Origin of the sequence: Neorhizobium puerariae, assembly GCF_042429745.1 — a bacterium.
Classification (GTDB): Bacteria; Pseudomonadota; Alphaproteobacteria; order Rhizobiales; family Rhizobiaceae; genus Neorhizobium; species Neorhizobium puerariae.
The window spans coordinates 149,392-174,344 of the sequence record NZ_JBHMAA010000018.1 but is presented as its reverse complement, the minus strand read 5'-3'; the positions used below and the strand labels follow the sequence as shown (position 1 = coordinate 174,344).

At 64.1% G+C, this 24,953-nt stretch carries 25 protein-coding genes; 16 read left to right on the top strand and 9 right to left on the bottom strand.

Annotated features, from left to right (window positions below):
- From ACFFP0_RS17485 to ACFFP0_RS17470, 4 genes are read left to right on the top strand one after another with little or no spacing between them, the layout of a single operon-like run.
- Positions 1-801 carry an enoyl-CoA hydratase/isomerase family protein gene (locus ACFFP0_RS17485; protein ID WP_377263268.1) on the top strand — a complete coding sequence of 267 codons (801 nt, stop codon included), beginning with the start codon at positions 1-3 and terminating at the stop codon, positions 799-801.
- A gap of 36 nt (positions 802-837) precedes the next feature.
- The gene (locus tag ACFFP0_RS17480) at positions 838-2,373 is read left to right on the top strand and encodes a class I adenylate-forming enzyme family protein (RefSeq protein ID WP_377263266.1); all 1,536 of its coding nucleotides are present in this window, start codon (positions 838-840) and stop codon (positions 2,371-2,373) included.
- A gap of 2 nt (positions 2,374-2,375) precedes the next feature.
- Positions 2,376-2,774 carry a MaoC family dehydratase gene (locus ACFFP0_RS17475; protein ID WP_377263264.1) on the top strand — a complete coding sequence of 133 codons (399 nt, stop codon included), beginning with the start codon at positions 2,376-2,378 and terminating at the stop codon, positions 2,772-2,774.
- The gene (locus ACFFP0_RS17470) at positions 2,755-3,123 is read left to right on the top strand and encodes a hotdog family protein (RefSeq protein WP_377263262.1); all 369 of its coding nucleotides are present in this window, start codon (positions 2,755-2,757) and stop codon (positions 3,121-3,123) included. Before ACFFP0_RS17475 ends, ACFFP0_RS17470 begins: the two co-directional genes overlap by 20 nt.
- Positions 3,124-3,135: 12 nt before the next feature.
- Here the strand turns inward: ACFFP0_RS17470 and ACFFP0_RS17465 are convergent, their stop codons facing one another.
- From ACFFP0_RS17465 to ACFFP0_RS17435, 7 genes are all read right to left on the bottom strand, one after another.
- A complete protein-coding gene (locus ACFFP0_RS17465; RefSeq protein WP_377263260.1) occupies positions 3,136-3,957 on the bottom strand; it encodes an alpha/beta fold hydrolase in 822 nt (273 codons plus the stop codon).
- Positions 3,954-5,015: a branched-chain amino acid ABC transporter permease gene (locus tag ACFFP0_RS17460; RefSeq protein WP_377263258.1), complete on the bottom strand. Its 1,062-nt coding sequence runs from the start codon at positions 5,013-5,015 to the stop codon at positions 3,954-3,956. Before ACFFP0_RS17460 ends, ACFFP0_RS17465 begins: the two co-directional genes overlap by 4 nt.
- 10 nt (positions 5,016-5,025) lie before the next feature.
- Positions 5,026-6,054, bottom strand: a complete 1,029-nt coding sequence (locus tag ACFFP0_RS17455; protein ID WP_377263255.1) for a branched-chain amino acid ABC transporter permease — start codon at positions 6,052-6,054, stop codon at positions 5,026-5,028.
- Positions 6,051-6,776, bottom strand: coding sequence for an ABC transporter ATP-binding protein (locus tag ACFFP0_RS17450; RefSeq protein WP_377263253.1), 726 nt, complete (start codon positions 6,774-6,776; stop codon positions 6,051-6,053). Before ACFFP0_RS17450 ends, ACFFP0_RS17455 begins: the two co-directional genes overlap by 4 nt.
- Positions 6,769-7,569, bottom strand: a complete 801-nt coding sequence (locus ACFFP0_RS17445) for an ABC transporter ATP-binding protein (RefSeq protein WP_377263251.1) — start codon at positions 7,567-7,569, stop codon at positions 6,769-6,771. Before ACFFP0_RS17445 ends, ACFFP0_RS17450 begins: the two co-directional genes overlap by 8 nt.
- Positions 7,570-7,650: 81 nt before the next feature.
- Positions 7,651-8,835 (bottom strand): substrate-binding domain-containing protein, encoded by a 1,185-nt coding sequence (locus ACFFP0_RS17440; protein WP_377263327.1) that lies wholly within the window; start codon positions 8,833-8,835, stop codon positions 7,651-7,653.
- A 387-nt stretch (positions 8,836-9,222) separates the two neighbouring features.
- Positions 9,223-10,173, bottom strand: a complete 951-nt coding sequence (locus ACFFP0_RS17435) for a LysR family transcriptional regulator (RefSeq protein ID WP_377263249.1) — start codon at positions 10,171-10,173, stop codon at positions 9,223-9,225.
- A 155-nt stretch (positions 10,174-10,328) separates the two neighbouring features.
- Here ACFFP0_RS17435 and ACFFP0_RS17430 point away from each other — a divergent pair, with 155 nt between their 5' ends.
- The 8 genes from ACFFP0_RS17430 (at position 10,329) to hpaD (ending at position 19,139) form a co-directional block, all read left to right on the top strand.
- Positions 10,329-11,513, top strand: a complete 1,185-nt coding sequence (locus ACFFP0_RS17430) for a cytochrome P450 (protein WP_377263247.1) — start codon at positions 10,329-10,331, stop codon at positions 11,511-11,513.
- A 13-nt stretch (positions 11,514-11,526) separates the two neighbouring features.
- Positions 11,527-11,844 carry a 2Fe-2S iron-sulfur cluster-binding protein gene (locus tag ACFFP0_RS17425; protein ID WP_377263245.1) on the top strand — a complete coding sequence of 106 codons (318 nt, stop codon included), beginning with the start codon at positions 11,527-11,529 and terminating at the stop codon, positions 11,842-11,844.
- Positions 11,845-11,846: 2 nt separating this feature from the next.
- Positions 11,847-13,079 (top strand): NAD(P)/FAD-dependent oxidoreductase, encoded by a 1,233-nt coding sequence (locus tag ACFFP0_RS17420; protein ID WP_377263244.1) that lies wholly within the window; start codon positions 11,847-11,849, stop codon positions 13,077-13,079.
- 210 nt (positions 13,080-13,289) lie between these two features.
- Positions 13,290-14,453 (top strand): ABC transporter substrate-binding protein, encoded by a 1,164-nt coding sequence (locus ACFFP0_RS17415; protein ID WP_377263243.1) that lies wholly within the window; start codon positions 13,290-13,292, stop codon positions 14,451-14,453.
- Between the two features lie 116 nt (positions 14,454-14,569).
- The gene (locus ACFFP0_RS17410; protein ID WP_377263242.1) at positions 14,570-15,607 is read left to right on the top strand and encodes a branched-chain amino acid ABC transporter permease; all 1,038 of its coding nucleotides are present in this window, start codon (positions 14,570-14,572) and stop codon (positions 15,605-15,607) included.
- Positions 15,604-17,361 (top strand): branched-chain amino acid ABC transporter ATP-binding protein/permease, encoded by a 1,758-nt coding sequence (locus ACFFP0_RS17405; protein ID WP_377263241.1) that lies wholly within the window; start codon positions 15,604-15,606, stop codon positions 17,359-17,361. Before ACFFP0_RS17410 ends, ACFFP0_RS17405 begins: the two co-directional genes overlap by 4 nt.
- Positions 17,358-18,083, top strand: a complete 726-nt coding sequence (locus tag ACFFP0_RS17400; RefSeq protein ID WP_377263240.1) for an ABC transporter ATP-binding protein — start codon at positions 17,358-17,360, stop codon at positions 18,081-18,083. Before ACFFP0_RS17405 ends, ACFFP0_RS17400 begins: the two co-directional genes overlap by 4 nt.
- Before the next feature lie 204 nt (positions 18,084-18,287).
- Positions 18,288-19,139, top strand: a complete 852-nt coding sequence (hpaD, locus tag ACFFP0_RS17395; protein ID WP_377263239.1) for a 3,4-dihydroxyphenylacetate 2,3-dioxygenase — start codon at positions 18,288-18,290, stop codon at positions 19,137-19,139.
- 1 nt (position 19,140) lies between these two features.
- Here hpaD and hpaR read toward each other — a convergent pair whose 3' ends face one another.
- Entirely contained in the window at positions 19,141-19,623 is a 483-nt protein-coding gene (hpaR, locus tag ACFFP0_RS17390) for a homoprotocatechuate degradation operon regulator HpaR (protein WP_377263326.1), read from the bottom strand.
- 151 nt (positions 19,624-19,774) lie between these two features.
- Positions 19,775-20,629, bottom strand: coding sequence for a helix-turn-helix domain-containing protein (locus ACFFP0_RS17385; protein ID WP_377263238.1), 855 nt, complete (start codon positions 20,627-20,629; stop codon positions 19,775-19,777).
- A gap of 106 nt (positions 20,630-20,735) precedes the next feature.
- Between ACFFP0_RS17385 and ACFFP0_RS17380 the strand changes: the two genes are divergently transcribed.
- The 4 genes from ACFFP0_RS17380 to hpaE all read left to right on the top strand — a co-directional run bounded on the left by ACFFP0_RS17380 (position 20,736) and on the right by hpaE (position 24,944).
- A complete protein-coding gene (locus ACFFP0_RS17380; RefSeq protein WP_377263236.1) occupies positions 20,736-22,301 on the top strand; it encodes a 4-hydroxyphenylacetate 3-hydroxylase N-terminal domain-containing protein in 1,566 nt (521 codons plus the stop codon).
- A 10-nt stretch (positions 22,302-22,311) separates the two neighbouring features.
- On the top strand, positions 22,312-22,824 hold the full coding sequence (locus ACFFP0_RS17375) for a flavin reductase (protein WP_377263234.1): 513 nt from the start codon (positions 22,312-22,314) through the stop codon (positions 22,822-22,824).
- Between the two features lie 117 nt (positions 22,825-22,941).
- Complete coding sequence (locus tag ACFFP0_RS17370) at positions 22,942-23,334, top strand: 5-carboxymethyl-2-hydroxymuconate Delta-isomerase (protein WP_377263232.1); 393 nt, start codon at positions 22,942-22,944, stop codon at positions 23,332-23,334.
- A gap of 92 nt (positions 23,335-23,426) precedes the next feature.
- Positions 23,427-24,944 (top strand): 5-carboxymethyl-2-hydroxymuconate semialdehyde dehydrogenase, encoded by a 1,518-nt coding sequence (gene hpaE, locus ACFFP0_RS17365; protein ID WP_377263231.1) that lies wholly within the window; start codon positions 23,427-23,429, stop codon positions 24,942-24,944.
- Positions 24,945-24,953 lie beyond the last annotated feature (9 nt).

Here is a 24,953-nt window from a genome sequence, read left to right as displayed (position 1 = left end):
GTGCCCAGGCTGGAGGAGGACCGTTCGCGGGAGCCGTTGGTCATCGTGGAGGAGGAGGGGGACGTTGCGCGGCTTCGGCTGAACCGGCCGTCACGTACGAACGCCCTGGTGCCGGAACTGCTGGAGGAATTCATCGCGGGCGTGCGGCAGGCATGTGCCGAACGCCCACGGTGTCTCGTGCTGTCCGCCACAGGCAGGGCGTTTTCGACCGGCGGAGACATCGCCGGCTTCCTGGAGCGGGCCGGGAATCTGGAAGCGTTGCTGGCATATTCCGGTCGATTGGTCGGACTGCTCAACGACGCCATCCTGGAATTGCTGGCGTTTCCCAACCCCGTCGTGGCTGTTGTCTCAGGGCCGGTTACCGGTGGGTCTCTGGGCTTCCTGCTTGCGGCGGATCTGGTTCTCATGAGCGAGGACGCGTTTTTGCAGCCCTATTACGTCGATATGGGCTTTGCTCCCGATGGCGGCTGGACGGCCATGCTGCCGGAGCGCATCGGCGCCCGGCGGGCGCTCGAAATCCAGCTTCTGAACCAGCGTATCGATGCGCAGCAGGCGGCTGCCTTGGGACTGGCAAGCTCTGTCGTGCCCGCCGGGGAGCTCGAAGCGAAGCTTCAGGAGCATCTGGCCGTTCTCCGGAAGAAGGAGAGGGAGAGCCTGCGCGCGGCCCGCGCCCTCATCTGGGACGAAAGTCGACGCATGGAGGTGGAAAGGCGATTGTCGGCCGAAAAAAGCAGCTTCCTGAAGCTGGTCGCCCGACATGAAGTGATCGAACGGATGCGGGCATTCATGGAACAGCGCTGAAGGTTGACCGGCTCGCGCCAAACGGAGGAGGATGACATGAAACGGGTCACCGATATGGCGGCCAAGCGGGCGGAGCTGACACCGGAACGGATCGCGTTTCGCGACCACGAAAGCGGTGCGCAATTGACCTTCAGGACCATCAACGAAAGGGCGGATGCCCTTGCCTGGGCGCTCGATTCCGCCGGTCTTTCGAGAGGCGACCGTGTCGCCATTCTCTGCCAGAACCGGCCGGAATTCTTCCTTCTCCTGTTCGCCGCCCAGAAAGCCGGCCTCGTCGTCGTGCCGCTGAACTGGCGCCAGCCGCCCGCCGAACTCGCGCCGGTGATCCGCCGCTCGGGTGCAAGGCTGCTTTTCTTCGATCGGCAAAACGTTGGGACCGCCAGGGAGCTTGCGGAGGAATGCGGCACGGTCCTCGCCGGTATCGAAGCCGGCGGCGATGCGGCCGGCACGATGCATGCGATGATCGAAACTGCGCCTCCCGGCCCCTTCGGGACAGGGCAAGCAGACGCGGAAGCCCCCTGGTATCTGCTTTACACGTCCGGTACGACAGGCGTTCCGAAGGCCGTTATCCAGACGGCTTCGATGGCCTGGGCCAACGCGATCAACTATTCGCAGGCCGTCGATCTCGTCTCCACCGACAAGGCCCTGAATTTCCTGCCGCTGTTTCACTCAGCCGGCATCAATCTCTTCACCTTGCCGCTTTTCCTTGCGGGCGGGACATCGACGATCCTGCGGAAGTTCGATGAAGAGACCGTGCTCGACCTCATCGACGCGAAGCAGGTCACGGCCTTTTTCGGCGTCCCGGCGATCTATCAGGCGCTCGCTCTCAATTCCCGTTTTCCTTCCATCGATTTCTCCGCCGTTCGCTCGCTCGGCTGCGGCGGCGCGCCGATTTCCGCCGCGCTTCTCAAGACATATCAAAAACATGGCCTCACCATCTGCAACGGGATGGGCATGACCGAGACCGGCCCGACCGTCTTTCTGATGGACAAGGAGAATGCGGCCGCGAAGATCGGCTCCGTCGGCAAGGCTCAGATCCTTGCGGAAGTCCGTCTCGTTTCCCCTGACGGAGCTACCATCGGCCACGAAGGTGAGGGCGAGTTGCAGATCCGGGGGCCTGGCATCACGCCGGGCTATTTCGAAGACCCGAAGGCGACCGGTGACTGTTTCGCGGAGGACGGCTGGCTCAGGACCGGGGATGTGGCCCGGCGCGATGCCGACGGGTATTTCTATATCGTCGACCGCATCAAGGACATGTACATCTCGGGCGGGGAAAATGTCTATCCGGCCGAGGTGGAGCGGGTTCTGACGGCCCATGAGGCGATCATCGAGGCCGTCGTCATCGGTGTACCGGACCAGAAATGGGGTGAGGTCGGCGTCGCGTATCTGATCGTCGCACCCGATCGGAAGGTCGATGCCGGTGAACTCACCCTCTGGTGCCGCGAGCGGCTCGCCACCTACAAGGTGCCCAAAGGTTTCCAGGTGGCGACGGAATTGCCGCGAACGGCCGCCGGCAAAGTGCAAAAACACATCCTGAAGCAAACCTATCTGCGGACCGTGGGAGAGACCTGACAATGGCGGATATGGCATTCGAGGCGGAATGGACGCCAAGCCAAACGGATTTCGACCGGTTTGCAAGGATTTCCGGCGACGACAATCCGATCCATGTCGATCCTGATTTTTCAGCGCGCACCCGTTTCGGGCGAACGGTGTCGCACGGCATGCTTCTCTATAGCCGGGTCTGGGCGCTTATCCGGAAGGCCGCACCGGCACAATCGCACGAGATGCAATCCCTGATGTTTCCCAACCCCGCCTATGCCGGGGAAGAGCTGGTGATCCGTGTCGGCAATGCGGAGGAAGCCGGGCCGGGCCGGCTGCAAGTCAGCGTGCGGCGGAAAAGCGACGACGCGGTGGTGCTGCAGGGAGAATGCATGTTGGAAGAAGGAGCAGGCAATGACGCTGGCCGTGGGTGACACCGCTTCCGTCACACGAACCTACAAGGCAGGAGACGCGGCTGATTATGCCGATCTGGCGGGGCTCGACAGCGTGCCGGATCGCGTGCCCGAGCCTCTAGTCGGGGGATTGTTCTCCTATCTTCTCGGCGTCGAGCTGCCGGGCTTCGGGACGAATTATCTGAAGCAGGAAATGCATTTCCTTGCCGCGGCGGCCTATGACGAGCCTCTGACCGCGCGGGTGACCATCACGCGCCTGCGGCCGGAAAAGCATCTGGTCGACCTCGAGACCATCTGCGAGACCGCTGACGGCAGGCGGATTTGCGAAGGGCGCGCCCTGGTATATGTCGAGGATGTCGAGAAGGGGTAGACCGGGCGCGTTTCAGAGGACGCCGGTGGCAAGATCCAGCAGCAGACGGTTGAACTTGCCCGGCTCCTCCAGATGCGGGGCATGTCCCGATGCCTCGAACGTATGGATCGTCGCGTGCCTGATGTGCTCTGCCTGCCATGACGCCACGCGCCGATGGTAAAGCCTGCTGCGCGCGCCCGTTACCAGATGCGCCGGAATGTCGATCCCGGGGAGCAGCGCCCGGAAATCCTGGGCTGTCAGGGAGGCCCACATGGCTCTCAGCAGTTTCGGGTCGGCTGCGCCGATTTGCGTAACGGCGAAGGCCAGCATCTCTGGATCGGTCTCGGCTTCCCTTGCGAATATGCGGTCCGCGATCCGATAGCTCAATTGAGGCCAATGAGATTCGATCGTACCCAGTATCTGCGCGTTTCGGGCGGAATCCGTGCCGTCGCTCGTGCCGAGCTTCCAGCCGTCGTCGTTCAGCACTTTCGCGGTCATGTCCTCGATGACGAGGCATGCCAGTCGTTCCGTTCCATGCCGCTCGACCAGGCTGTAGGCGACATGCGCGCCCATCGACCAGCCGGCAAGCACGGTGTCGTGCAGATCTTTTTCCGAAAGCAGAGCCGCAACCTCGTCGGCAGCTCCCTCTATCGTGAGTTCACTCTTGTCTGCGGTCCTGCCATGGCCCGGCAGGTCGGGTGCGATGACGATCGTTTCCCCGGCAAGAGCGGAAAACTGCGGATCGAAAAATCCGCTGTGGCAGGACCACCCGTGCAGGAGAACGACAGGCTTGCGTCCCGGGCGGATGTTTCCGGCGGACCGCACGGCCAGGCGGCAGGCGCGCTTCTCCATCATCCGCTCCGGCCCCTGAGCCGTCCGACTATGCCCGTGGGAAAGAAATAGACCGACAGGATGAACAGCACTCCGAGCCAGAGCAGCCAGCGCTCCGGCGCCACAAGTATGGGCACCAGCGGCAAACTCTCGGTCGCCTTCGCGGCCACGCTCATCGCATCCTGAAGATAGGTCTGGGCGAGAATGAAAATCGTCGCCCCGATCACCGCGCCATACATGGTGCCCATGCCGCCGATCACGACCATCAGCAGAATGTCGACCATGATTTCCATGGAGAGCGTGGTTGCGGGGCCGGTATACCCCAGCCAGATGGCGAGCAGCGAGCCTGCCAGTGCGGCCATGACCGCCGAAAGGACGGTCGCCGCCGTGCGGTACCAGACCGCGCGGTAGCCGATCGCTTCCGCGCGGAAGCCGTTGTCGCGCACCGCCTGGAGCGTACGCCCGAACGGCGAGTTGACGATCCGCAGCATCACCAGGAACAGGAAGGCCGACAGGAAAAGTATCAGGTAATATGCAAACAGCCGCCCGGTGACCGCCACGCCGAGGATCTTTTCCCTGGTCGGGCGAAAGGCCGGCGTGAGTTCCCGCGGTATGCGATAGGTCAGACCATCCTCGCCGCCCGTGATGCTGGACAGTTGCGACATCAGGACCGCGAAGGCGCCGGCGATGGCAAGCGTCACCATTGCAAAGAAGATCGCCTTCACGCGCAGCGAGAACAGTCCGATGGCAAGCGCGAAAACCGCGGCAACCACGGCCCCGGCGAGCGTGCCAAGGATGATCGCCGTGAAGCCTGGCCCCATGGAGGACAGCGCGAGCGCCGTTCCATATGCGCCGATGCCGAAGAACATGGTGTGGGCGAAGGAGACAATGCCCGTATAGCCGAGAAGCAGGTCGTAGCTTGCCACCAGCACGACGAAGATCGCGATCTTCGCCGCCGTGTCGAGGGATTTCGTGCCGGGATAGAGAAACGGTGCGAAGAGAAGCGATATGCCGATCACCAGCACGATGAGGCTGAGAATGCGGCTGCGGGGATAGTCACCGGAAAGAAGGGTCTTCAGCATCCTGTCCGCCTCACTTTGCCTTCACCACGGGAAACAGGCCCTGCGGGCGCCACATCAGAATCGCGACCATCAGCGCGATCGTCGAGACAAGGGCGATCTTTGGGGCGAGGAAGGCGGTGTAGTTCGACAGGAGACCGACCATCAGCGCGCCGATGAAGCATCCCTCGATGGAGCCGAGGCCGCCGATGATCACGACGATGAAGACCAGCACCAGGATCTCCGATCCCATGTGCGCGGTGATCGTCTCCTGGTAGAGCCCCCACATCACCCCGCCAAGGCCGGCGAGCGCCGAACCCGCGATGAAGACCAGCAGGAACAGACGCTTGATGCGGTAGCCGAGCGCCTCGACCATCTCCCCGTTTTCCACGCCCGCGCGGACCAGCAATCCGATCTTGGTCGAGCGCAGCACGTATCGCATCGCCAGGAAGAGGGCGAAGCCGATGCCGACCGCCATGATGCGGTACTTTTCGATGGCGGCGCCGGCGATGATAATGGAGCCCTGCAGCGTACTCGGCCGGGCCAGATGGATGGCGTCCGGACCCCAGATGACGTGAATGAGCTGCTGCGTGACGATGAGGCCGCCCATCGTCACGAGAATCTGCCTCAGATGATGGCCGTAGACGGGCATCACGATGACGCGTTCGAAGACGTAGCCCATGGCCCCCGTGACGAGGGCCGCCGCGCAGATCGCCAGAAATACCGCCGAAAGGTTGAGAAGGACGCTGGGAGACGCCGTCCAGCCGCCCATCCAGGCCAACGCCGTGAACCCGACGAATGCGCCGACGGAAACGAAGGCCCCATGGCCGAAATTGATGACGTCCATGAGGCCGAAAACCACGGTCAGCCCGGATGCCATGACAAAGATCATCAGGCCCATCGCAAGGCCTGCGACCGTGAGCGTGAGCCAGGTCGTCATGTCGCCGATCGCGGCAAAGCCCAGCGCGGCGAGAACCGGGACGAGAAGGATCGGCAGGGCGGTCTTCAGCCGGTCGGCCACCCCGGTCTGCTCCATCCTCGGTCGAATGGCGGTATCGCTCATTGGTGGGCCTCCAGGCTCAGTCCCATCAGCTTCTCCTGAAGCGTGGTGTCGACCGCCAGCGCTGCCATATCTCCCGCATGGGCGATGCGTCCGTCATCCATCACGGCGACGGTGTCCCCGAGCGCGCGGGCCATGGAGAAATTCTGCTCGACGAGCAGGATGGTGGTCTCGGTTTCCTTCAACTGTTTCAGGGCGCCCGTCATCGACTTGATGATCGCCGGCGCCAGTCCCTTCGTCGGCTCGTCGATCAGGATCAGGTCGCGCGGTTCGATGATCGCCCGGGCCACGGAAAGCATCTGTTTCTGGCCTCCCGACAGCGTACCGGCGGATGAATCCCAGAAAGTGCGGATCGGCGGGAAAAGATCGCAGATCCAGTCGAGACGGCGTTTGTCGGGCGCGCCTCTTGTCGCCGCCAGCGTCATGTTTTCCGCCACCGTGAGATCGGTGAAAATGCCCATGTCCTCCGGAACGAAGGCGATGCCCTTTCGTGAAATGGAAGGCGTGTCGCGCGCGGTGATGTCCTCGCCGCGAAAGCGCACCGCTCCCGTGCTTGCCTTCCACAGCCCCATGATCGTGCGCAGGGTTGTGGTCTTCCCGGCGCCGTTCCTGCCGAGCAGCATCGTCACGCCGCCCTCGGGTACGGCCAGATCGACGCCGTGCAGGATGTGATAGGGCCCGATATGCGTATGGACGCCGTCAAGCGTCAGGATCGGTTCAGGCATCGGCGGCCTCCCTGATCGCCGGCCCGGGTTCTTCCGGGTCCCTGCCAAGATATGCCTGCTGGACGACGGGCGACGCGATGACATCGGCCGGCAGCCCATCGGCCGCCAACGCGCCATTGTGCAGAACGATGATGCGGTCGGCCAGCGACCGGATGACGTCCATCTTGTGCTCGACCAGCAGAATGGTTCTGTCGGCGTCGGCCTTGAGGGTTCGGATGAGATCAAGGATCACGGGAACCTCGTCGACACTCATGCCCGCGGTCGGCTCATCGAACATCAGGACCTGCGGGGCGAGAGCGATCATCAACGCCACCTCGAGCTTGCGCTGGTCGCCGTGCGCAAGGGCTGCAACGGTCAGGTCCGCCTTCTCGATGAGCTTGACCTCGGCCAGGATATGTTCGGTGCGCTCGATCAGCTCGACGTGGTTCCCGGCGATGGAGAAGAAGTCGAACCCCTTGTGCGCCTTCGCCTGGGAAACGAGGCGGACGTTTTCACGCACCGTCAGCGAGGGAAAGAGGTTCGTGAGCTGAAATGCCCGGCCGATGCCCTTTTCCGTCCGGCTCGGCACGGAGGCGCGGGTTATGTCCTCGCCGTTGAGGATCACCTTGCCGGCCGTCGCGCGCAACTGCCCGGAAATCAGATTGAAATAGGTTGTCTTGCCGGCGCCGTTCGGGCCAACGATCGCCGTCAGCGTCCCTCGGTTGAAGGCGCAGGACACACGATCGACGGCGACGTGTCCGCCGAAGCGGATCGTCAGGTCGCGCGTTTCCAGGATCGGATGCTCGCTGGTCAAGGAAGTTCCTCCGTGATCCGGTCGCGGGAGAAAAGTCCGCCGGCGCGGCGCTTGCAGCCGCCGGCGGACTTCCCGGAACGGTCAGTTGCGAATGGGGACGTTCATGTCCTCGATCTTCAATTCGCGGACGAGCTCGGGAATTCCCCACTCGACGTTCGGGTCGACCTTGATCTTGAAGTGGTACATCGACTGGAGCGCCTGATGGTCCTTGGGGCGGAAAATCATCTTGCCCTTCGGCGTATCGAACTCCATGCCCTCCATCGCGGCGATCAGTTTTTCGCTGTCGGTGGAGCCGCCGGTCTTGCGAAGCGCCTCGACGATCGCCATGCCTGCGGACATGCCTCCCGCGGTGAAGAAATCGGGCGGCGAGTTGAAGCGCTTCCGGTGTTCGGCGACGAGCCAGTCGTTCGCCGGATTCTTCGGGATCTCGTAGTAATAATAGGTCGCACCTTCCATGCCCGGCAGGGCCTTGTAGGCCTGCATGGCGCTCAGGATATTGCCCCCGGTGGCGATCTCGACGCCAAAACGCTCGGGTTCCATCGCCTTGATTTTGCCGATCGGGTTGTTGCTGCCGGCCCAGATGACGAAGAGAACCTTGCGCCCCGGCTGGTTCTTCAAGGCATCGAAAATGCGCTGGGCGCTCGCCGTGAAGTCCTGGGTATCGGTCGGAGCGTATTCCTCGAAGACCAGCTTTGCGCCGGTATTCTGCAGCGCTTCCTTGAAGGCTGCGACGCCATCGCGCCCAAAGGCGTAGTCCTGGGCAAGGGTCGCGATGGAAACGCCCTTGCTGCCGAGTGCCACGGCGTTGGCGATGGCGTCCTGCGAGGAATTGCGGCCGGTGCGGAAGATGAAGCGATTCCAGTTCTCGCCCGTCACCGAATCGGCGACCGCCGGTTCGACGATCAGCACTTTTTCGTGTTCCTCGGCGACCGGCAGCATCGCGAGCGCGTCGCCGGAGGAAACCGGCCCGACAGCGATGTCGGCCTCGTCGTCGCCATACGCTTCGGCAAGGACAGTGCGGGCTACATCCGGCTTGAGCTGGGTATCCTTTTCGATAACGACGATTTTCCGGCCCCCGACCTCCATCGTGCCTTTCGTCGCATATTCGAGGCCCATCATCAGGCCATTGTGCGATTGCTTTGCGTAAGCCTCGAGCGCGCCGGTCTTGCTGTAGACATGCGCTATCTTGATATCCTCCGCCATCGCCGGGCCAAGCATGCCCACGGAAAAGGCAACGCTGGCCGCAAACGCGACCCTCTTGATCATTCGGTTCATTGCTGCTCCTCCCTATTTCGCAGCCTGTCGACATCTCCCATGCGCAACGCGGACCGATGTTCGCAGCGCGCATCCACAAATCTTGCACACGCCGGTGACGGTAAAGATTTGCAACCTATATGACGCATGAATCAGTCGTCATGTCAAACTGATCTGAGACCGAAATCCGGACCGCTGGTTTTCGGATTGACGTCGAACTGCGGAAAGGCCGAGTTCGTCACATGCGCGACGGATGCCCCTTCCTGAATCTGTTCGAGATCGGGCGGGGCTCAACGCGCGGACCGTAGACCAGACCGGGCTCGACAGGCATCCTTTCCAGCCTGCAGTCATGGTGGCGCATCTGCTCTTTTCCGTCGCAGATGCGCAGATCGAAACCTTTCATCCCGAAACGTCGACGGCCTGAAGCGGAGTGGCGCTTTCCGGCCCACCTGCAAAGCGGGAAAGGCAGAAGCGGCGCAGTTCCTCGCTGCGCTGCGTCGCGCGCAGGTAGGTGGAGCGGGCCAGCACGACATCGTAGGCGAAATCGAGGCCGGCGATTTCCCGGACGGCCAGCCGCTTCCCCTCATAGCTGAGATCGCCCGGCGGGTGATGTAGCAGCACGGCATAGCCGAAACCGTGGCCGACGAGCGAGCGCACCAGCTCGATGCTCGGCGCGCTCAGCCCCTGCCTCAGGGGCACGCCGAGGGTTTCGAAGATGCGCCGCGTATTACTCAGCGCCGGCTCCACGTCGAACTGCACCAGCGGCTCGCCGGCCATGGCGGCAAGGTCGATTTCCGGGGCGGCGGCCAGCGGATGCTCGGCGGGAAGAACGATGCGCGGCCGCACCCTGTAGAGCGGGTCGCAGGCGGTTGCCGCCGAAAGGTTGAAGTCGTAGACGAGGCCGAAATCCAGATGGCCTTCGTGCAGGCGCTGGCCGATCTCCTCTCCAGAGCCGTAGAACACGTCGAGTTCCACGGAAGGATGATGCGTGCGGAAAGCGCCGATCAGTGCCGGCATGACGAAGGGGGCGAGTGTCATGTAACAGCCGATGGAAACCCGGCCGGCAAGCGCGCTTCCCCGGTTTTCCGCCGCCGCCTGGAACTCCGCTGCCGCCGCCATCAGCGCCCGGGCATGGGCGATCAGTTCCCGCCCGCTGCGGGTGAGCGACACGCCATGCGCCCGGCGGCGGACGAAAAGGCGCACCGCCATCTGCCTTTCCAGCTCGTCCAGCGCCTCCGTCAGCGCCCCTTGGGAGATGGCGAGACGCACCGCCGCCTCGCTGATCGTGCGGGCCTCCGCGACGGCGAGGAAGTAGCGGATCTGGCGAAGCGAGAAGCGGGGCTGGTCCATGACGGCGCCTATAAATTGGATTTTCCGAAAAATAATACGGAAATATCTGTTTTACAAATGAATATGCCCGGCTGAAACTCGCCGCTGGGTTCCAGAGGAGGAGCCCGACGATTTGCCCCCGGTGACCTGACCGTGGGGACCTATGGGAGGAACCGATGACCGTACAATCCGTGACGGTCGGCGAGAACGTGCATCTTGCCGAACTTTTTGCCGATCCTTATCCGACCTATGCAAAGCTGCGCGAGAAGGAGCCGGTGTGCTTCGTGCCGGCCGCCAACCGCTATCTCGTGACGCGTCATGCGGATATCGTCCAGCTGGAGCGCGATCCGGAGACGTTCAGCGCCAACGAGGCGCAGTCGCTGATGAAGCGGGTGATGGGCCATACCATGCTGCGCAAGGACGGCGCGGTCCACAAGCGGGAGCGGGTGGCCTGCGAGGCGGCGCTTCGCCCCAATGTCATCCGCGGCCACTGGATGCCGGTCTTCCAGTCCATCGTCGATGATCTCATCGACCGGATGATCGAGAAGGGCGAAACCGCCGATCTGTTCGACAGCTTCGCCGCGCCCTGCGCCTCGCGTGCGCTCGCAGCCCTTCTCGGCCTTACCAACGTGCCGTGGCAGAACCTCGCCATCTGGTCGCAGGCGATGATGGACGGCACCGGCAATTACGGCAATGACGCGGAAATCTGGCGGCGTAGCGACGAGGCGGCGGCCGGCGTCGATGCGGCGCTGGACGAGATGATCCCCTATCTGCAGAAGAATCCGGACAATTCGATCATCTCCGCCATGCTGCATGCGGCCGACCCGCTGAACCGCGAGGAGATCGCCGCCAATGTGAAGGTCATCATCGGCGGCGGGTTGAACGAGCCACGCGACGCCATCGGCACCGCCGTGGCCGCCCTTCTCGAAAATCCCGACCAGCGGGCACAGGCGGAGGCCGACCCGGCCCAGTGGCGCAACGTCTTCGAGGAAACCGTGCGCTGGGTCTCGCCGATCGGCATGTATCCGCGCCAGACGACGAAGCGCGTCGAGTTGGGCGGCACGGTTCTGGAGGAAGGCGCCAGGATCGGCGTCGTGCTCGCTTCCGGCAACCGCGACGAGGCGGTGTTCGAAAATGCTGAAAAGTTCGACATCAACCGCGAGAAGAAGCCGCATGTGGCCTTCGGCGGCGGCCCGCATTTCTGTCTCGGCACCTGGGCTGCCCGCGTGCAGGTGGGCGAGGTGGCGCTGCCAACGCTCTTCCGCCGGCTGAAGGGGCTGCGGCAGGGCGAGGGGCCGGTGACCTGGGCCGGCTGGGTGTTCCGCGGCCCGACCTCCGTTCCGGTCGCCTGGACGAACTGAGGGAGGCGCGATCATGACGACGATCGTTTTCCGTCAGCCCGACGGTTCCGAACGGCTGATCGAGGCCGAAGCCGGCACGTCCGTGATGCAGGCCGCCATCCTCAACGGTGTCGAGGGTATTGTCGGCGAATGCGGCGGCTCGGCCATGTGCGCCACCTGCCACGTCCATGTCGAGGAGGGGGCCGATGGCCTCGACGCCATCGGCGACACCGAAAGCGAGATGCTCGATTGCACGGCAAGCCCGCGCGATGCCTGCAGCCGGCTGAGTTGCCAGCTCTTCGCCGGCCAGGTCGAGCGCATCGCGGTGCGCGTTCCGGAGCGGCAGGTCTAGCCATGATGCCGGATCGCATCGTCATCGTCGGCGCGGGGCAGGCGGGCTTGCAGGCGGCGGTCTCGCTGCGGGAGGTCGGGCATTCCGGGCCGATCACGCTCATCGGCGACGAGCCGGGCCTGCCCTACCAGCGTCCGCCGCTGTCGAAGGCCTTCCTGCTCGGCAAGATCCCGGCTTCGGGGCTCGACCTGCGCAGCCCGGATTTCCTTGCCGCGCAGCGGATCGATCTCGCCGGGGCCGATCCCGCGCTTGTTCTCGACCGGGCCGGGAAAACCGTCCGGCTGGCCTCGGGCCGGGAACTTGCCTACGACCATCTCGTGCTTGCGACCGGCGCGCGGCGGCGGGAGCTGGCGGCGTCCGGCTCAAACCTGCCGGGCATCCATTATCTGCGCAGCCGTGCCGATGCCGAGGCGCTGAAGGCGCGGCTTGGTGGCGCGGAACGGGCGGTGGTGGTCGGGGCGGGCTTCATCGGGCTCGAATTCGCCGCTGTCGCCGCCGATCTGGGGTTTGCCTGCACGGTCGTCGAGGCGGCTCCCGTGCTTCTCGGCCGCGCAGTGTCGCGGGCGACGGCGGACCATGTCCGGGCGATGCATGAGGCGCGCGGCACGCGTTTCCTGTTCGGCGAGGGCGTTGCCCGTTTCGAGGCGGGCGCGGATGGCCGCGTCGCCAAGGCGGTCACCTCCTCCGGCGACGCGCTCGAAGCGGATCTGGTTCTCGTCGGCGTCGGCGTGATCGCCAATGACGGGCTGGCGGCGGAATCGGGCCTTGCGACGGATGGCGGCATTGTCGTGGATCGGCGGTTACGGACATCCGATCCGGATATCTCGGCCATCGGCGATTGCGCGGTCGCGCCGCATCCGCAGTCGGAAAGGCCGCTCAGGATCGAAAGCGTGCAGAATGCCATCGACCAGGGCCGGCATCTCGCCCGCGTCCTGGCCGGTGCGGACGAGGCTTACGCAGCCTTGCCGTGGTTCTGGAGCGACCAGGGCGGCATCAAGCTGCAGATCGCCGGCCTGATCCATGGCCACGACCGCACGGTGCTGCGCGGCGATCCGCAGAGCGGGCGGTTTTCCGTCTTCTGCTATCGCGGGACGCGCCTGCTCGGCGTCGAAAGCGTCAACCGCCCGGCCGATCATATGGCCGCCCGGCGCTTCGTCGGCACGTCGCTCGCGCCTGTCTTTGCCGAGGCATCCGACGAAAGTCTCGATCTGAAGCGCTTTCTGCCTGCCGCCTGAGGCGGCTTGCCAGTCCTCTTGAATCCAGGGCGTTGAAGGCCGGGAGCCAGTGGTTCCCGGCCTTTTCCGTTTCGTCTTCACGAAACTGGCAAACCACAATCGGGCCGTTGATTTGATAAAATGAACATGTTAAATACTTTTTGCGTCTGGGAGGCGCGGGCGGAATCCAGGAAGGTTCCGTCTGGGGAGATTTCAACTAGGGAGGGATTCATGCGTCGTCTCGCGCATGTGGGGTTCATCGGTGTTCTCGCATCCACCGTCTTCATGGCATCGCAGGCTCTGGCCGAGATCAAGGTCGGCGCCATCCTGTCGCTGACGGGGCCGGCGGCCTCGCTCGGTATTCCGGTCAAGAATACGATCGACATCCTTCCGCGGAAGGTCGGCGGCGAGGAGATTCGCTACATCGTGCTCGATGATGCCAGCGATCCGTCGGCGGCGGTGCGCGCGGCGAAGAAGCTGATCGAGGAAGAGAAGGTCGACATCATCTTCGGGCCGTCCGTCACGCCCACCTCGCTCGCCGTCGTGGAAGTGGCCGGCCCGGGCAAGACGGCGATGGTTTCCGCCGCCGGCTCCGCCGTCATCGCCCGCCCGGTCGAGGGCAACAAGAAGTGGGTCTTCAAGACCGCGCCGGAAGAGCCGGCGATGGCTGCCCGCGTCTATGGCCAGATGGAGAAGGACGGCGACAAGACGGTCGGCTTCATCGGCTTCAACGACGCCTTTGGCGACAGCTTCATCGGCGCCTTCAAGAAGGTCGCCGAGACGAGAGGCGTCAAGGTGGTCGCCGACGAGCGCTATAATTCCAAGGATACGTCGGTGACGGCGCAGGTGCTGAGCGTGATCGCCGCCGCACCGGATGCCGTGGTCATCGGCGCTTCCGGCACGCCGGGCGTCGCGCCGGTGCTCGAATTGCGCAACCAGGGTTATGACGGCGCGATCTACATCAACCAGGGCATGGCCAATCCCGACGTGCTGCGCGTCGGCAAGAGCGGGCTGGACGGCGTCATGCTGGCCGTTCCCCCCGTCCTCGTCGCCGAGCAGCTTGCCGAGAATGATCCGGTCAAGCCCGTCGCGCTCAATTATATCAAGGCCTATGAGGGCAAATACGGCCCCGGCACGCGCTCGCTCTTCGGCGCGACGATCTGGGACGCCTATCTGATCCTCGAAAACGCCATCCCCCGCGCCCTGCCGGCGGGTAAGCCCGGAACGGAAGCGTTCCGCACGGCGCTGCGCGACGCCTACGAAACGACGCCGGAACTGGTCGGGACACAGGCCATCTTCAGCATGAGCCCGACCAACCACAACGGCACGGACGAACGCGCCGAGGTCCTCGCGAGGATCGAAGGCGGCAAGTGGAACTACGTCCCGCAGAAGTGAAATCATTCTGCTGAAGGCCGGGCCGCATGTGCGGCCCGGCGGAATGCCCGGCGCCGGCGGCACGGCGAATTGCCGGAACGGCCGGGTGTGGCTTTCTTTTCCAACGGGTCCAACAGATGAACAGCAATATCGCAGTTCTGCTTGCGCAGGACGCCCTGATCAACGGAGCGATCTATGCCCTGCTGGCGCTGACGCTGGTCATGGTCTTCTCCGTGACGCGGGTCATGCTCATACCGCAGGGTGAGGTCGTGTCGCTCACCGCGCTCAGCCTTGCGGCCATCGAAACGGGCGTCGTTCCGGGAACCGTCTGGCTGCTCTGCGTCGGTGGCGGGCTCGCCGCCCTGATGGAGCTTTATACCTGGCTGCGCGAGCGTGATCGCCGGGCCTTGCGCGCGGCATTTTTCTACATCGCCTATCCGGCGGCGGTCACGGCGCTGGCGCTCGCCACCGTGCCGCTCGCCTCCAGCGCCTGGTATCGCATGTTCCTGACGCTGCTCATCGTCGTGCCGCTTGGCCTGATGATCTATCGCGTCGCTTTCCGGCCGCTGGCGCATGCCTCCGTGTTGGTGCTGCTCATCGTCGCCATGGCGATCCATTTCATCCTGCTCGGCTTCGGCCTCATCGCCTTCGGCGCGGAGGGCGTGCGCACCGCGCCGATCTTTTCCGGCGTCATCCGGCTCGCCGGTTTCCCGATCAAGGCGCAGGCGATCTTCGTGGTGGCGGTGGCGCTTGCCCTCATCGTGGTCATGGCGCTGTTCTTCGGCCGCACGCTGATCGGCAAGGCGCTACGCGCCACCGCCTTCAACCGCACCGGCGCGCGCCTCGTCGGCATCCGCACGGAAAGCTCGGGAACGCTCGCGTTCTTCCTGGCGGGGCTGATCGGGGCGATCTCCGGCCTGCTCATCGCCCCGATGACGACGATCTATTTCGACACCGGCTTCCTGATCGGCCTCAAGGGCTTCATCGCCTCCATCGTCGGCGGGCTTGCCTCCTATCCGCTCGCGGCGGGCAGCGCGCTGCTCATCGGCCTCATCGAGTCCTATTCGTCCTTCTGGGCGAGCGCCTTCAAGGACGTCATCGTTTTCGCACTCATCATTCCCGTCCTGCTGTGGCGCAACTACAGTGCCGCGCATGCCGAGGAGGACGACGAATGAACCCCCGTTACCTGTCCCTGATCCCGGTTGCCGTGGCGGCCGTCGCGCCGCTCGTCCTGCCTGCCTATTACATCACGCTGATGAATTTCATCGGGCTTGCCAGCATCGTCGTCATCGGCCTGGTGCTGCTCACCGGCATCGGCGGGCTCACTTCCTTCGGGCAGGCGGCCTTCGTCGGCGTCGGCGCCTACACCACGGCTTGGCTCACCGCCAATTTCGGCCTGTCGCCCTGGCTCACGATCTTCGCAGCCGTCATCGCCACGGCCATTTCCGGCTGGCTGATCGGGCTTCTGACGCTGAAGCTTTCCGGCCATTACCTGCCGCTTTCGACCATCGCATGGAGCCTCAGCCTGTTCTTCCTGGTCGGCAATATCGCGGCGCTCGGCGGCCATGACGGCATTCCCGGCCTTCCGGGCATTTCGGTCTTCGGCCGGCCGCTTTCCGGCCCCGCCTATACCTGGCTGATCTGGATCTTCGTCGCGCTTGCCTTCCTCTCGGTGCGCAACCTGCTCGACAGCCGTAACGGCCGGGCGGTCCGCTCGCTGCGCGGCCGCACGGTCATGCTGGAGGCCTTCGGCGTCGACACCGCCGGGCTCAAGACGCTGATCTTCGTGCATGCGGCTGTGCTTGCCGGCATTTCCGGCTGGCTCTACGCCCATCTGGTGCAATTCGTGAACGCCACGCCCTTCGGCCTCAACAGCGGCATCGAATACCTGTTCATGGCGGTGATCGGCGGCGCGTCGAGCCTTTGGGGCGGCATTCTCGGCTCCGGCCTTTTTATCCTCATCCGCGACGGTCTCCAGGATATCGTGCCGGGGCTGATCGGCACGTCGGGCGCCGCCGAGAGCGTCGTCTTCGGCCTGCTGATGGTGCTCATCCTGCAAAAGGCGAGCGGCGGCCTGACGCCCTATCTCGCAAGGCTGCTGCCGCCCGCGCCGCCGCGCATCGTGAAGGACGACGCGGCCACCCTGCCGGCTCGACCGAAGCCCGCGGCCGGCACCTCGATCCTGAAGGTGGAGGGTCTCGTCAAGCGCTTCGGCGGCCTGACGGCGGTCAACGGCGTCGGCTTTAACCTTACCGCCGGTCATATCCTCGGTGTCATCGGGCCGAACGGCGCCGGCAAGTCGACGCTCTTCAACCTGCTGACCGGCGTGCTGACCCCGAACGAAGGCGTGATCGAACTTTCGGGCGAGCGCATGGACAGGCGCCCGCAGGCGGCCTTTGCGAAACTGGGCGTCGCCCGCACCTTCCAGCACGTCATGCTGCGCGGCGACATGAGCGTGCTCGAGAATGTCGCGGTCGGAGCGCATCTGCGCGGCCGGCGCGGCGCCTTCTCCGCCATCCTCGGTCTCGACCGTGAGGAGGAGGCGGCGATCTTCGCCAATGCCAGGCGGCAATTGGAGCGTGTCGGCCTCGGAGAATATCTGCATATGCCGGCCGGCAGCCTGGCGCTCGGCCAGCAGCGTATCCTCGAAATCGCCCGGGCGCTCGCCGCCGATCCCGTCGTGTTGCTGCTCGACGAGCCGGCCGCCGGCCTGCGTTATCACGAGAAGCAGAAGCTGGACGAGGTGCTGCGCCAGCTCCGCGAGGAGGGAATGACCATCCTGATCGTAGAGCACGACATGGAATTCGTCATGAACCTCGTCGACCGCCTCGTGGTGGTGGATTTCGGCCAGAAGATCGCCGAGGGCCTGCCGGAGGAAATCCAGGAAAACAGCCGCGTGCAGCAGGCCTATCTCGGAGTGGACGCATGACCGCCCTGCTCGAAGTCAACAACCTTTCCACCGGCTACGGCAAGGCTGAGGTCATTCCGGGCCTGAGCCTTGAAGTGAAGGCGGGCTCCATCGTCACCGTCATCGGGCCGAACGGCGCCGGCAAGACGACGCTGCTCAACGCCATCATGGGCCTGCAACCCTCGAAGGGCGCGGTAACCCTCGGCGGGCGGGACATTTCCGCCACCCCGGTCGAGGAGCGGCTCGTCGCCGGCCTCTGCCTCGTCGCCGAGAAGCGCGAGCTGTTCGGCCAGATGAGCGTTGCCGACAACATGGTGCTCGGCGGCTACAGCCGCCGCAAGGTGCGCGACGACAGCCGCGAACGCGATCTGGAGGAAGCCTACCGGCAGTTCCCGCGCCTTCTGGAGCGCAGGCATCAGGTGGCCAACACGCTTTCCGGCGGTGAGCGGCAGATGCTCGCCATCGCCCGCGCACTGATGTCACGCCCGAAGCTCCTGATGCTGGACGAACCGAGCCTTGGCCTCGCTCCGCTCATCGTCAAGGAGGTGCTGGAGAAGGTGAGCCAGTTGCGCGACACCGGCGTCTCGATCCTGATCGTTGAGCAAAACGCCCGCGCCGCATTGCAGATCGCCGATTACGGTTATGTGCTGGAATCCGGCACTGTCGCCATGGAAGGGCCGGCGGCGGAACTTGCCGGCGACCGGCACATCATCGAGACCTATCTCGGTGCCCGGAAGCACTGAGCGCCGCCCACCCGCTTCAGCCCGCCGGCTTCCACCATGACCGCCTCCGCTCCCTCCGGGACAGGGCGGTTTTGTTGACATCACAATATAATTAACATGTTTATCAGTTGATCTGGATCAAGACCCGCGGCGCGTTTCTGCTTTAATGTCGTAATGCGGGCGGTCCGGGAGAGCGCCTGCATCCCGCCATAGGAGGAGGAAACCATGGGCGAACTGTCGCTTGCCGCCAAGATCACGCATGTCCCGTCGATGTTCATTTCCGAAATGCCCGGCCCGAACCACGGCTGCCGTCAGGAAGCGATCGACGGGCTGAAGGAGATCGGCCGTCGCTGTGATGCGCTGGGCGTCGACACGATCGTCGTCTTCGACACGCACTGGCTGGTGAACACGGCCTATCACATCAATGCCCGCGCGCATTACAAGGGCATCTATACCAGCAACGAGTTCCCGCATTTCATCCAGGATCTCGAATACGACTATCGCGGCGCGCCCGAACTGGGCGACGAGATCGCCCGGCGGGTCTCCGCCGAAGGCATCCGGATGATGTCGCATCATGTCGATACGCTGGAGCTGGAATACGGCACGCTGGTGCCGATGCGCTATATCAACGCCGACGCGCGTTTCCGTGTGCTGTCCATCGCCGCTTGGTGCCCCTGGCACGAGATGGAGGAAAGCTTCCGCATCGGCCGGGCAGTGCGCGAGGTGATTGAGGCGAGCGGGCACAAGGTCGCGATCTTGGCCAGCGGATCGCTGTCGCACCGCATCCATGACAACAACGCCGCGCCGGCGGGCATCCACACGATCTCGGACGAATTCTACAAGCAGGTGGACCTGCGGGTTCTCGACCTTTGGCGTGCCGGCCGCAATGACGAATTCGTCAAGATGCTGCCGCTCTATTCGAAGCTTTGCCACGGCGAGGGCTTCATGCACGACACGGCCATGCTGTTCGGCGCACTCGGCGGCGACCATTACGGCGGCAGGGCGGAAATCCTGACGAACTATTTCACCTCGTCCGGCACGGGGCAGGTCAACGCGGTCTTTCCGCTTGCAGCCTGATTCACTCTTCCAGCAGGGATGAGCCCGCCTCGTTACGCAGAGAGACGAGCTCGTCCAGCATTTCCACGAGGTTATCCATCCGCTCGCGGCCGTAGCGCTCTTCGAGCCATTGATAGATCTTGCGGCTGTCGGGAAGCACTTCGCGAATCATCGCCTGACCGGCCGGCGTGATCTGCAGCAGCACGCGTCGCCCGTCGCCCTTGTCCTTGTGCTTGGAAATGAAGCCGCGCTCCTCGAGCGAGCGGATCATGCGGGTCAGGCTCGGGGCGAGGATGAAGGCGCGTTCGGCCACTTCCGAGGCATCCAGCATGCCGGCTTCGTCCAGCACGCGGATCACCCGCCATTGCTGCTCGGTGACGTCGTGCTGCGCCAGCATCGGGCGGAAATGGCTCATCACCGCCTCTCGGGCGCGCAACAGGGCGATAGGCAGCGACCGGCGCGTGGCGCGCGGCCCGGCGGTGCTTTCCGCCCCGTTGTTGACCATATCCTCTCGCAGCAGTCCGTCCGGCATCTCTCCTCCACGGCTTGGACCGAAACCATTAACACGTTCATTGTCTTATCTTGGAGAAAACTGCAAGATCATATGGAATACAATGCTTTTTTGCAGTTTTCACCCGATCGTGGCGAACGAAGTGTCACGCCGGCCTGTTCGCCTGCCCGGCACGCCATTCGCCGGGCGGCTGGCCGATGCGGGCGCGGAAGAACCGGGAGAAATAGGCCGGATCGCGGAAGCCGATCTCGTAGGCGACGTCCTCGACGGAGCGGACGGTGAAGAGCAGCAGCCGTTTCGCTTCCAGCAGGCGGCGCTCGTCGATGAAGGCCTTGACGGAAAGGCCGTATGCCTCCCGGCAAGCCTTGGCGAGCAGGTGCGGCGTGGTGCCGAGCGCTGCCACATAGTGCTCGACCGGCCAATTCTCGCGATAATGGCCGTCGACCAGACGCCGGAAAGCCTGGGCCAGTTCGTTGCCGCCCCGGGCCGCGCCCGAGCCGGTGCTGGCGAGGTTGGCGATGTCGTTGGTCACGACGGCGACGAGGGCGGAAAGCGACGTCGAGAGACCCTGCCGGTAATCCTCGTGGAGGCGTTCCATGATGTGGCGTAAACGGCTCCAGGCCGGATTTCCGGCCTGCCCTCGGACCATGACCGGCCCGTCGAAACCGAGTGCCGAGAGCATGCGGATCGGCGGCAGGGCGCTGTCGGCGATCGAGGCGACCAGCGCATCCGAGGCATCCGGAGCAACGGAGAAGCCATGCACGACGCCGCTCGGGATGAAGCTCACCGCCGGCGCGATAAAATCCAATCTGCGGTCCTCGATGAAATAGGTGCCGCCGCCGCTGGTCCAGAAGGTGATCTGCGCCATCCGGTCGTGTTTGTGCGCATCCACATGTCCATTGTGAATCTGGCGCCGCTCCATGATTGTTTCCACATGCATGAAGCCGATGTCGAGCGGTTTGTCCGGTTCGCCGTAGATGAAGAAGCTGGGGACTGCCATCAACGCCATTCCGCCGGAAAAAGTACAATCGATTTTGTCATTCTGTCCATGGTTGGCGTCGCTGGCAAGGGTTAGCTTTTGATCATCGTCAAGGGAGGATCAGATCATGAAGGCCGAAGACTTTCGTTCCGACAAGGCACGCCCGTTCACGGGCGCCGAATATATCGAATCGCTGCGCGACGGCCGCGAGGTCTATATAAACGGCGAGCGGGTGAAGGATGTCACCGCGCATCCCTCGATGCGCAATTCCGTACGGTCGCTGGCGCGGCTCTACGATGCGCTGCACGACCCGGCGAAGAAGGATATCCTGACCGCGCCGACCGATACCGGCAATGGCGGTTATACCCACAAGTTCTTCCGCCACGCCCGCTCGGTGGACGATCTCGTCGCCCAGCAGGCGGCCATCACCGAGTGGGCGCGCATGTCCTATGGCTGGATGGGCCGCACGGCGGATTACAAGGCGGCGCTGATGAACACGCTCGCCGTCAATGCCGAGTGGTACGGCGACTATGCCGACAACGCCCGCAACTGGCACAGGCGCACGCAGGAAGCGGCACTCTTCCTCAATCACGCCATCGTCAATCCGCCCATCGATCGCCACAAGCCGGCCGAGCACGTCAAGGACGTCTTCGTCCATGTGACGAAGGAGACTGATGCCGGCGTCTATGTCTCCGGCGCGAAAGTGGTCGCCACCTCCTCGGCCCTGACGCACTACAACCTGCTGGCACAGGCATCGGCGACCGTGACGGAGGACCCGTCGCTGTCGCTCACTTTCATCGCGCCGATGAACGCGCCGGGTATCAAGATGTTCTGCCGCACCTCCTACGAGGAGGCCGCCAACCGTCTCGGCCAGCCCTTCGACTATCCGCTGTCGTCGCGCTTCGACGAGAACGACGCGATCCTTGTGCTCGACAATGTCTTCGTGCCGTGGGAGGACGTGCTGATCTACAAGGATGCCAAGCGCATCCTGTCCTTCACCGTCATGTCCGGCTTTATGCACGGTTATTGCTTCCAGGGCTGCGCCCGCTTCGTGGTGAAGCTGGAATTCCTGGCCGGCCTGCTCGCCAAGGCGTTGCGCGCCACCGGCGGCGACGCCTTCCGCGGCAACCAGGCCATGCTCGGCGAGGTGATCGCGCTGCGCCACAAGTTCAGGTCCTTCTCCGATACGATGGCCCGCCATCCGATCGACTGGGCGGGCGGGGCGAAGCTTCCGAATCTGGAGGCCGCGCTCTGCTATCGCGCCTTCATGTCGGACGCCTATCCGCGCATCATCGATCTCGTTCGACGCGCCATCGCCTCCGGCCTCATCTACCTGCCGTCGTCGGCGAAGGATTTCGCCAATCCGGATATCGACCGTTATCTGGCGCAATATGTCCGCGGCTCCAACGACATGGGCCACAAGGAGCGCATCAAGATCATGAAGCTGCTCTGGGATGCGACGGGAACCGAATTCGGCGGCCGCCACGCGCTCTACGAGCTGAACTATGCCGGCACGCCGGAAGACGTTCGTCTCCAGGTGCTGAAGGGCGCTGAAAAGGGCACGATCCTGCGCGACATGGAAGCGCTCGTCGACACCTGCATGAACGATTACGACGAGCATGGCTGGACCGGCGACACATGGCTTCAGCCGCTCGACAACCGCGCGGAAGGTCTCCGCGACGCTGCGGAATAGGGAGGCGGCCATGACGCAAGCCGTCGTTTCCCGCGCCGAGTTTCGCGACGCCATGGCGCGGGTCTGCGCGCCGGTCAACGTCATCACCACCAACGGACCCGCCGGGCGCGGCGGGTTCACCGCCACCGCCATGTGCTCCGTCACCGACGAGCCGCCGACGCTGCTGGTCTGCATGAACAGCAATTCGGCGCAAACCGGGCTTTTCCTCGAAAACCGCCGCTTCTGCGTCAACGTGCTGACCGGCGATCACAGGGATCTCGCCGGCTATTTTGCCGGAAAGCAGTCCGACATGGCCGCGCGTTATGCTGCCGCCGATTGGGTGGATCTCGCTTCGGGCAACCAGGCGCTCAGCGATGCCATCGTCTCCTTCGACTGCGGTCTGAGGGAGGCCCGGCTTGTCGGCAGCCATAACGTCATGATCGGCGAGGTGGTGGAAATCCGTGCCCGTCGCGACGGGCAGGCGCTCCTCTATTTCGACCGCAATTTCGTCCATGTCCCGACGCCTGCCGCGCTCACCGGCTGAATGACGGCCATACTGCGCTGCAGCATGCATTCTTCCGACATGGCGGCGTATGCCCTCTTGACAGCTTCCTCCATATCGTTAACATGTTAAACATAATTGGATCGTGCGGGAGGAAGCATGCCGCATTTCAACATGGAGTATTCGTCCAACCTGGACGGCAGGGTGGATTTCGACGCCCTTTGCGGGCGCGTTCTCGACGCGCTCGTGGAAACGGGGCTGTTCGAGATCGGGGCCTTGCGCGTGCGCGCTTTCAGGGCGGAAGCTTATGCCATCGCCGACAGGCTGCCGGAAAATGCCTTCGTCGACATGTCGCTGCGCATCGGCGCCGGCCGCAGCGCCGAGGACAAGAAGCGGGCAGGGGAGCGCATTTTCGCGGTGGTGACCGAAGAGCTTTCCGAGCTTTTTTCGACGCCGCATTTCGCGCTTTCGCTGGAAATCCGCGAAATCGATGCGGAACTGAGCTGGAAGAAGAACGCCATCCACCCGCGCTTTCGGCAAAAGGCCGGCTGAGGCGGCGTCCGGACGAATTCACAGGAAGATTGAGCGCGCGACGGGTGGTGGGCCTCCGGCCTTGCCGCTGTCTCGCAAGAAATGGAGATACCATGTCCAAGCTTGAGGAAAACATCCAGAAGGCGAAGGGTTACCTTGCCCGCTTCGCGGAGCGGGGCGTCCTGAACCATATCAACGGCGAGGCGGTTCCGGCGCTCGACGGAGCGACGTTCGAAACCATCTCGCCGGTCGATCTGAAGCCGCTCGCCCAGGTCGCTCACGGCAAGGCCGCCGATATCGATCTCGCCGCCAAGGCCGCCCGCGCCGCGTTTCCCGTCTGGGCGGCGCTGGATGGCGATGCCCGCAAGGCGCTGCTGCACAAGATCGCCGATGCCATCGAGGCCCGCGCCGAGGAGATCGCCTTCGTCGAATGCATGGATACCGGGCAGTCGCTGAAGTTCATGGCCAAGGCGGCTCTGCGCGGCGCGGAAAATTTCCGTTTCTTCGCCGACCGCGCGCCGGAGGCCCGAGACGGCAGGAGCCTGCGCATGAAGGGCCAAGTGAACCTGACGACCCGCGCGCCCATCGGTCCGGTCGGCATCATCACCCCGTGGAACACGCCTTTCATGCTGTCCACCTGGAAGATCGCCCCGGCGCTCGCCGCCGGCTGCACCATCGTCCACAAGCCGGCGGAATTCTCGCCGCTGACGGCCCGCCTGCTGGTGGAGGTCGCCGAGGAAGCCGGCCTTCCCAAGGGCGTGTGGAACCTGGTCAACGGTCTTGGCGAGGATGCCGGCAAGTCGCTGACGGAGCATCCGCTGATCAAGGCGATCGGCTTCGTCGGCGAAAGCCGCACCGGTTCGCTGATCATGAGGCAGGGCGCCGACACGCTGAAGCGCGTTCATTTCGAACTCGGTGGCAAGAACCCGGTGATCGTCTTCGCCGATGCCGATCTGGAGCGGGCGGCCGACGCCGCCGTCTTCATGATCTATTCGCTGAACGGCGAGCGCTGCACCTCGTCCTCGCGCCTTCTGGTCGAGGCCGACATCTACGACAGGTTCACCGCGCTGGTGGCGGAAAAGGCGAAGCGCATCAAGATCGGCCATCCGCTCGATCCGGAAACGGTGATCGGCCCGCTCGTCCATCCGGTGCATGAAGAGAAGGTGCTGGAATATATCGCCATCGGCAAGTCGGAAGGCGCGACGGTTGCCGCCGGCGGCGCGAAGTTCGATGGTCCGGGTGGCGGCTGCTACGTCTCGCCGACGCTGTTCACCGGCGCCAACAACGGCATGCGGATCGCCCAGGAGGAGATTTTCGGCCCGGTCCTGACCGCCATCCCCTTCACCGACGAGGCTGAGGCATTGAAGATCGCCAACGACGTGCAGTACGGCCTGACCGGCTATCTCTGGACTTCCGACGTGACCCGCGCCCTGCGCTTCACCGATGCGCTGGAAGCCGGCATGATCTGGGTGAATTCGGAGAATGTTCGCCATCTGCCGACGCCGTTCGGCGGCGTCAAAAGCTCCGGCATCGGCCGTGACGGCGGCGACTGGTCCTTCGATTTCTACATGGAAACGAAGAACATCGCCTTCGCGACGACGGCGCACGCCATTCCGAAGCTCGGAGGCTGATTGCCCGCA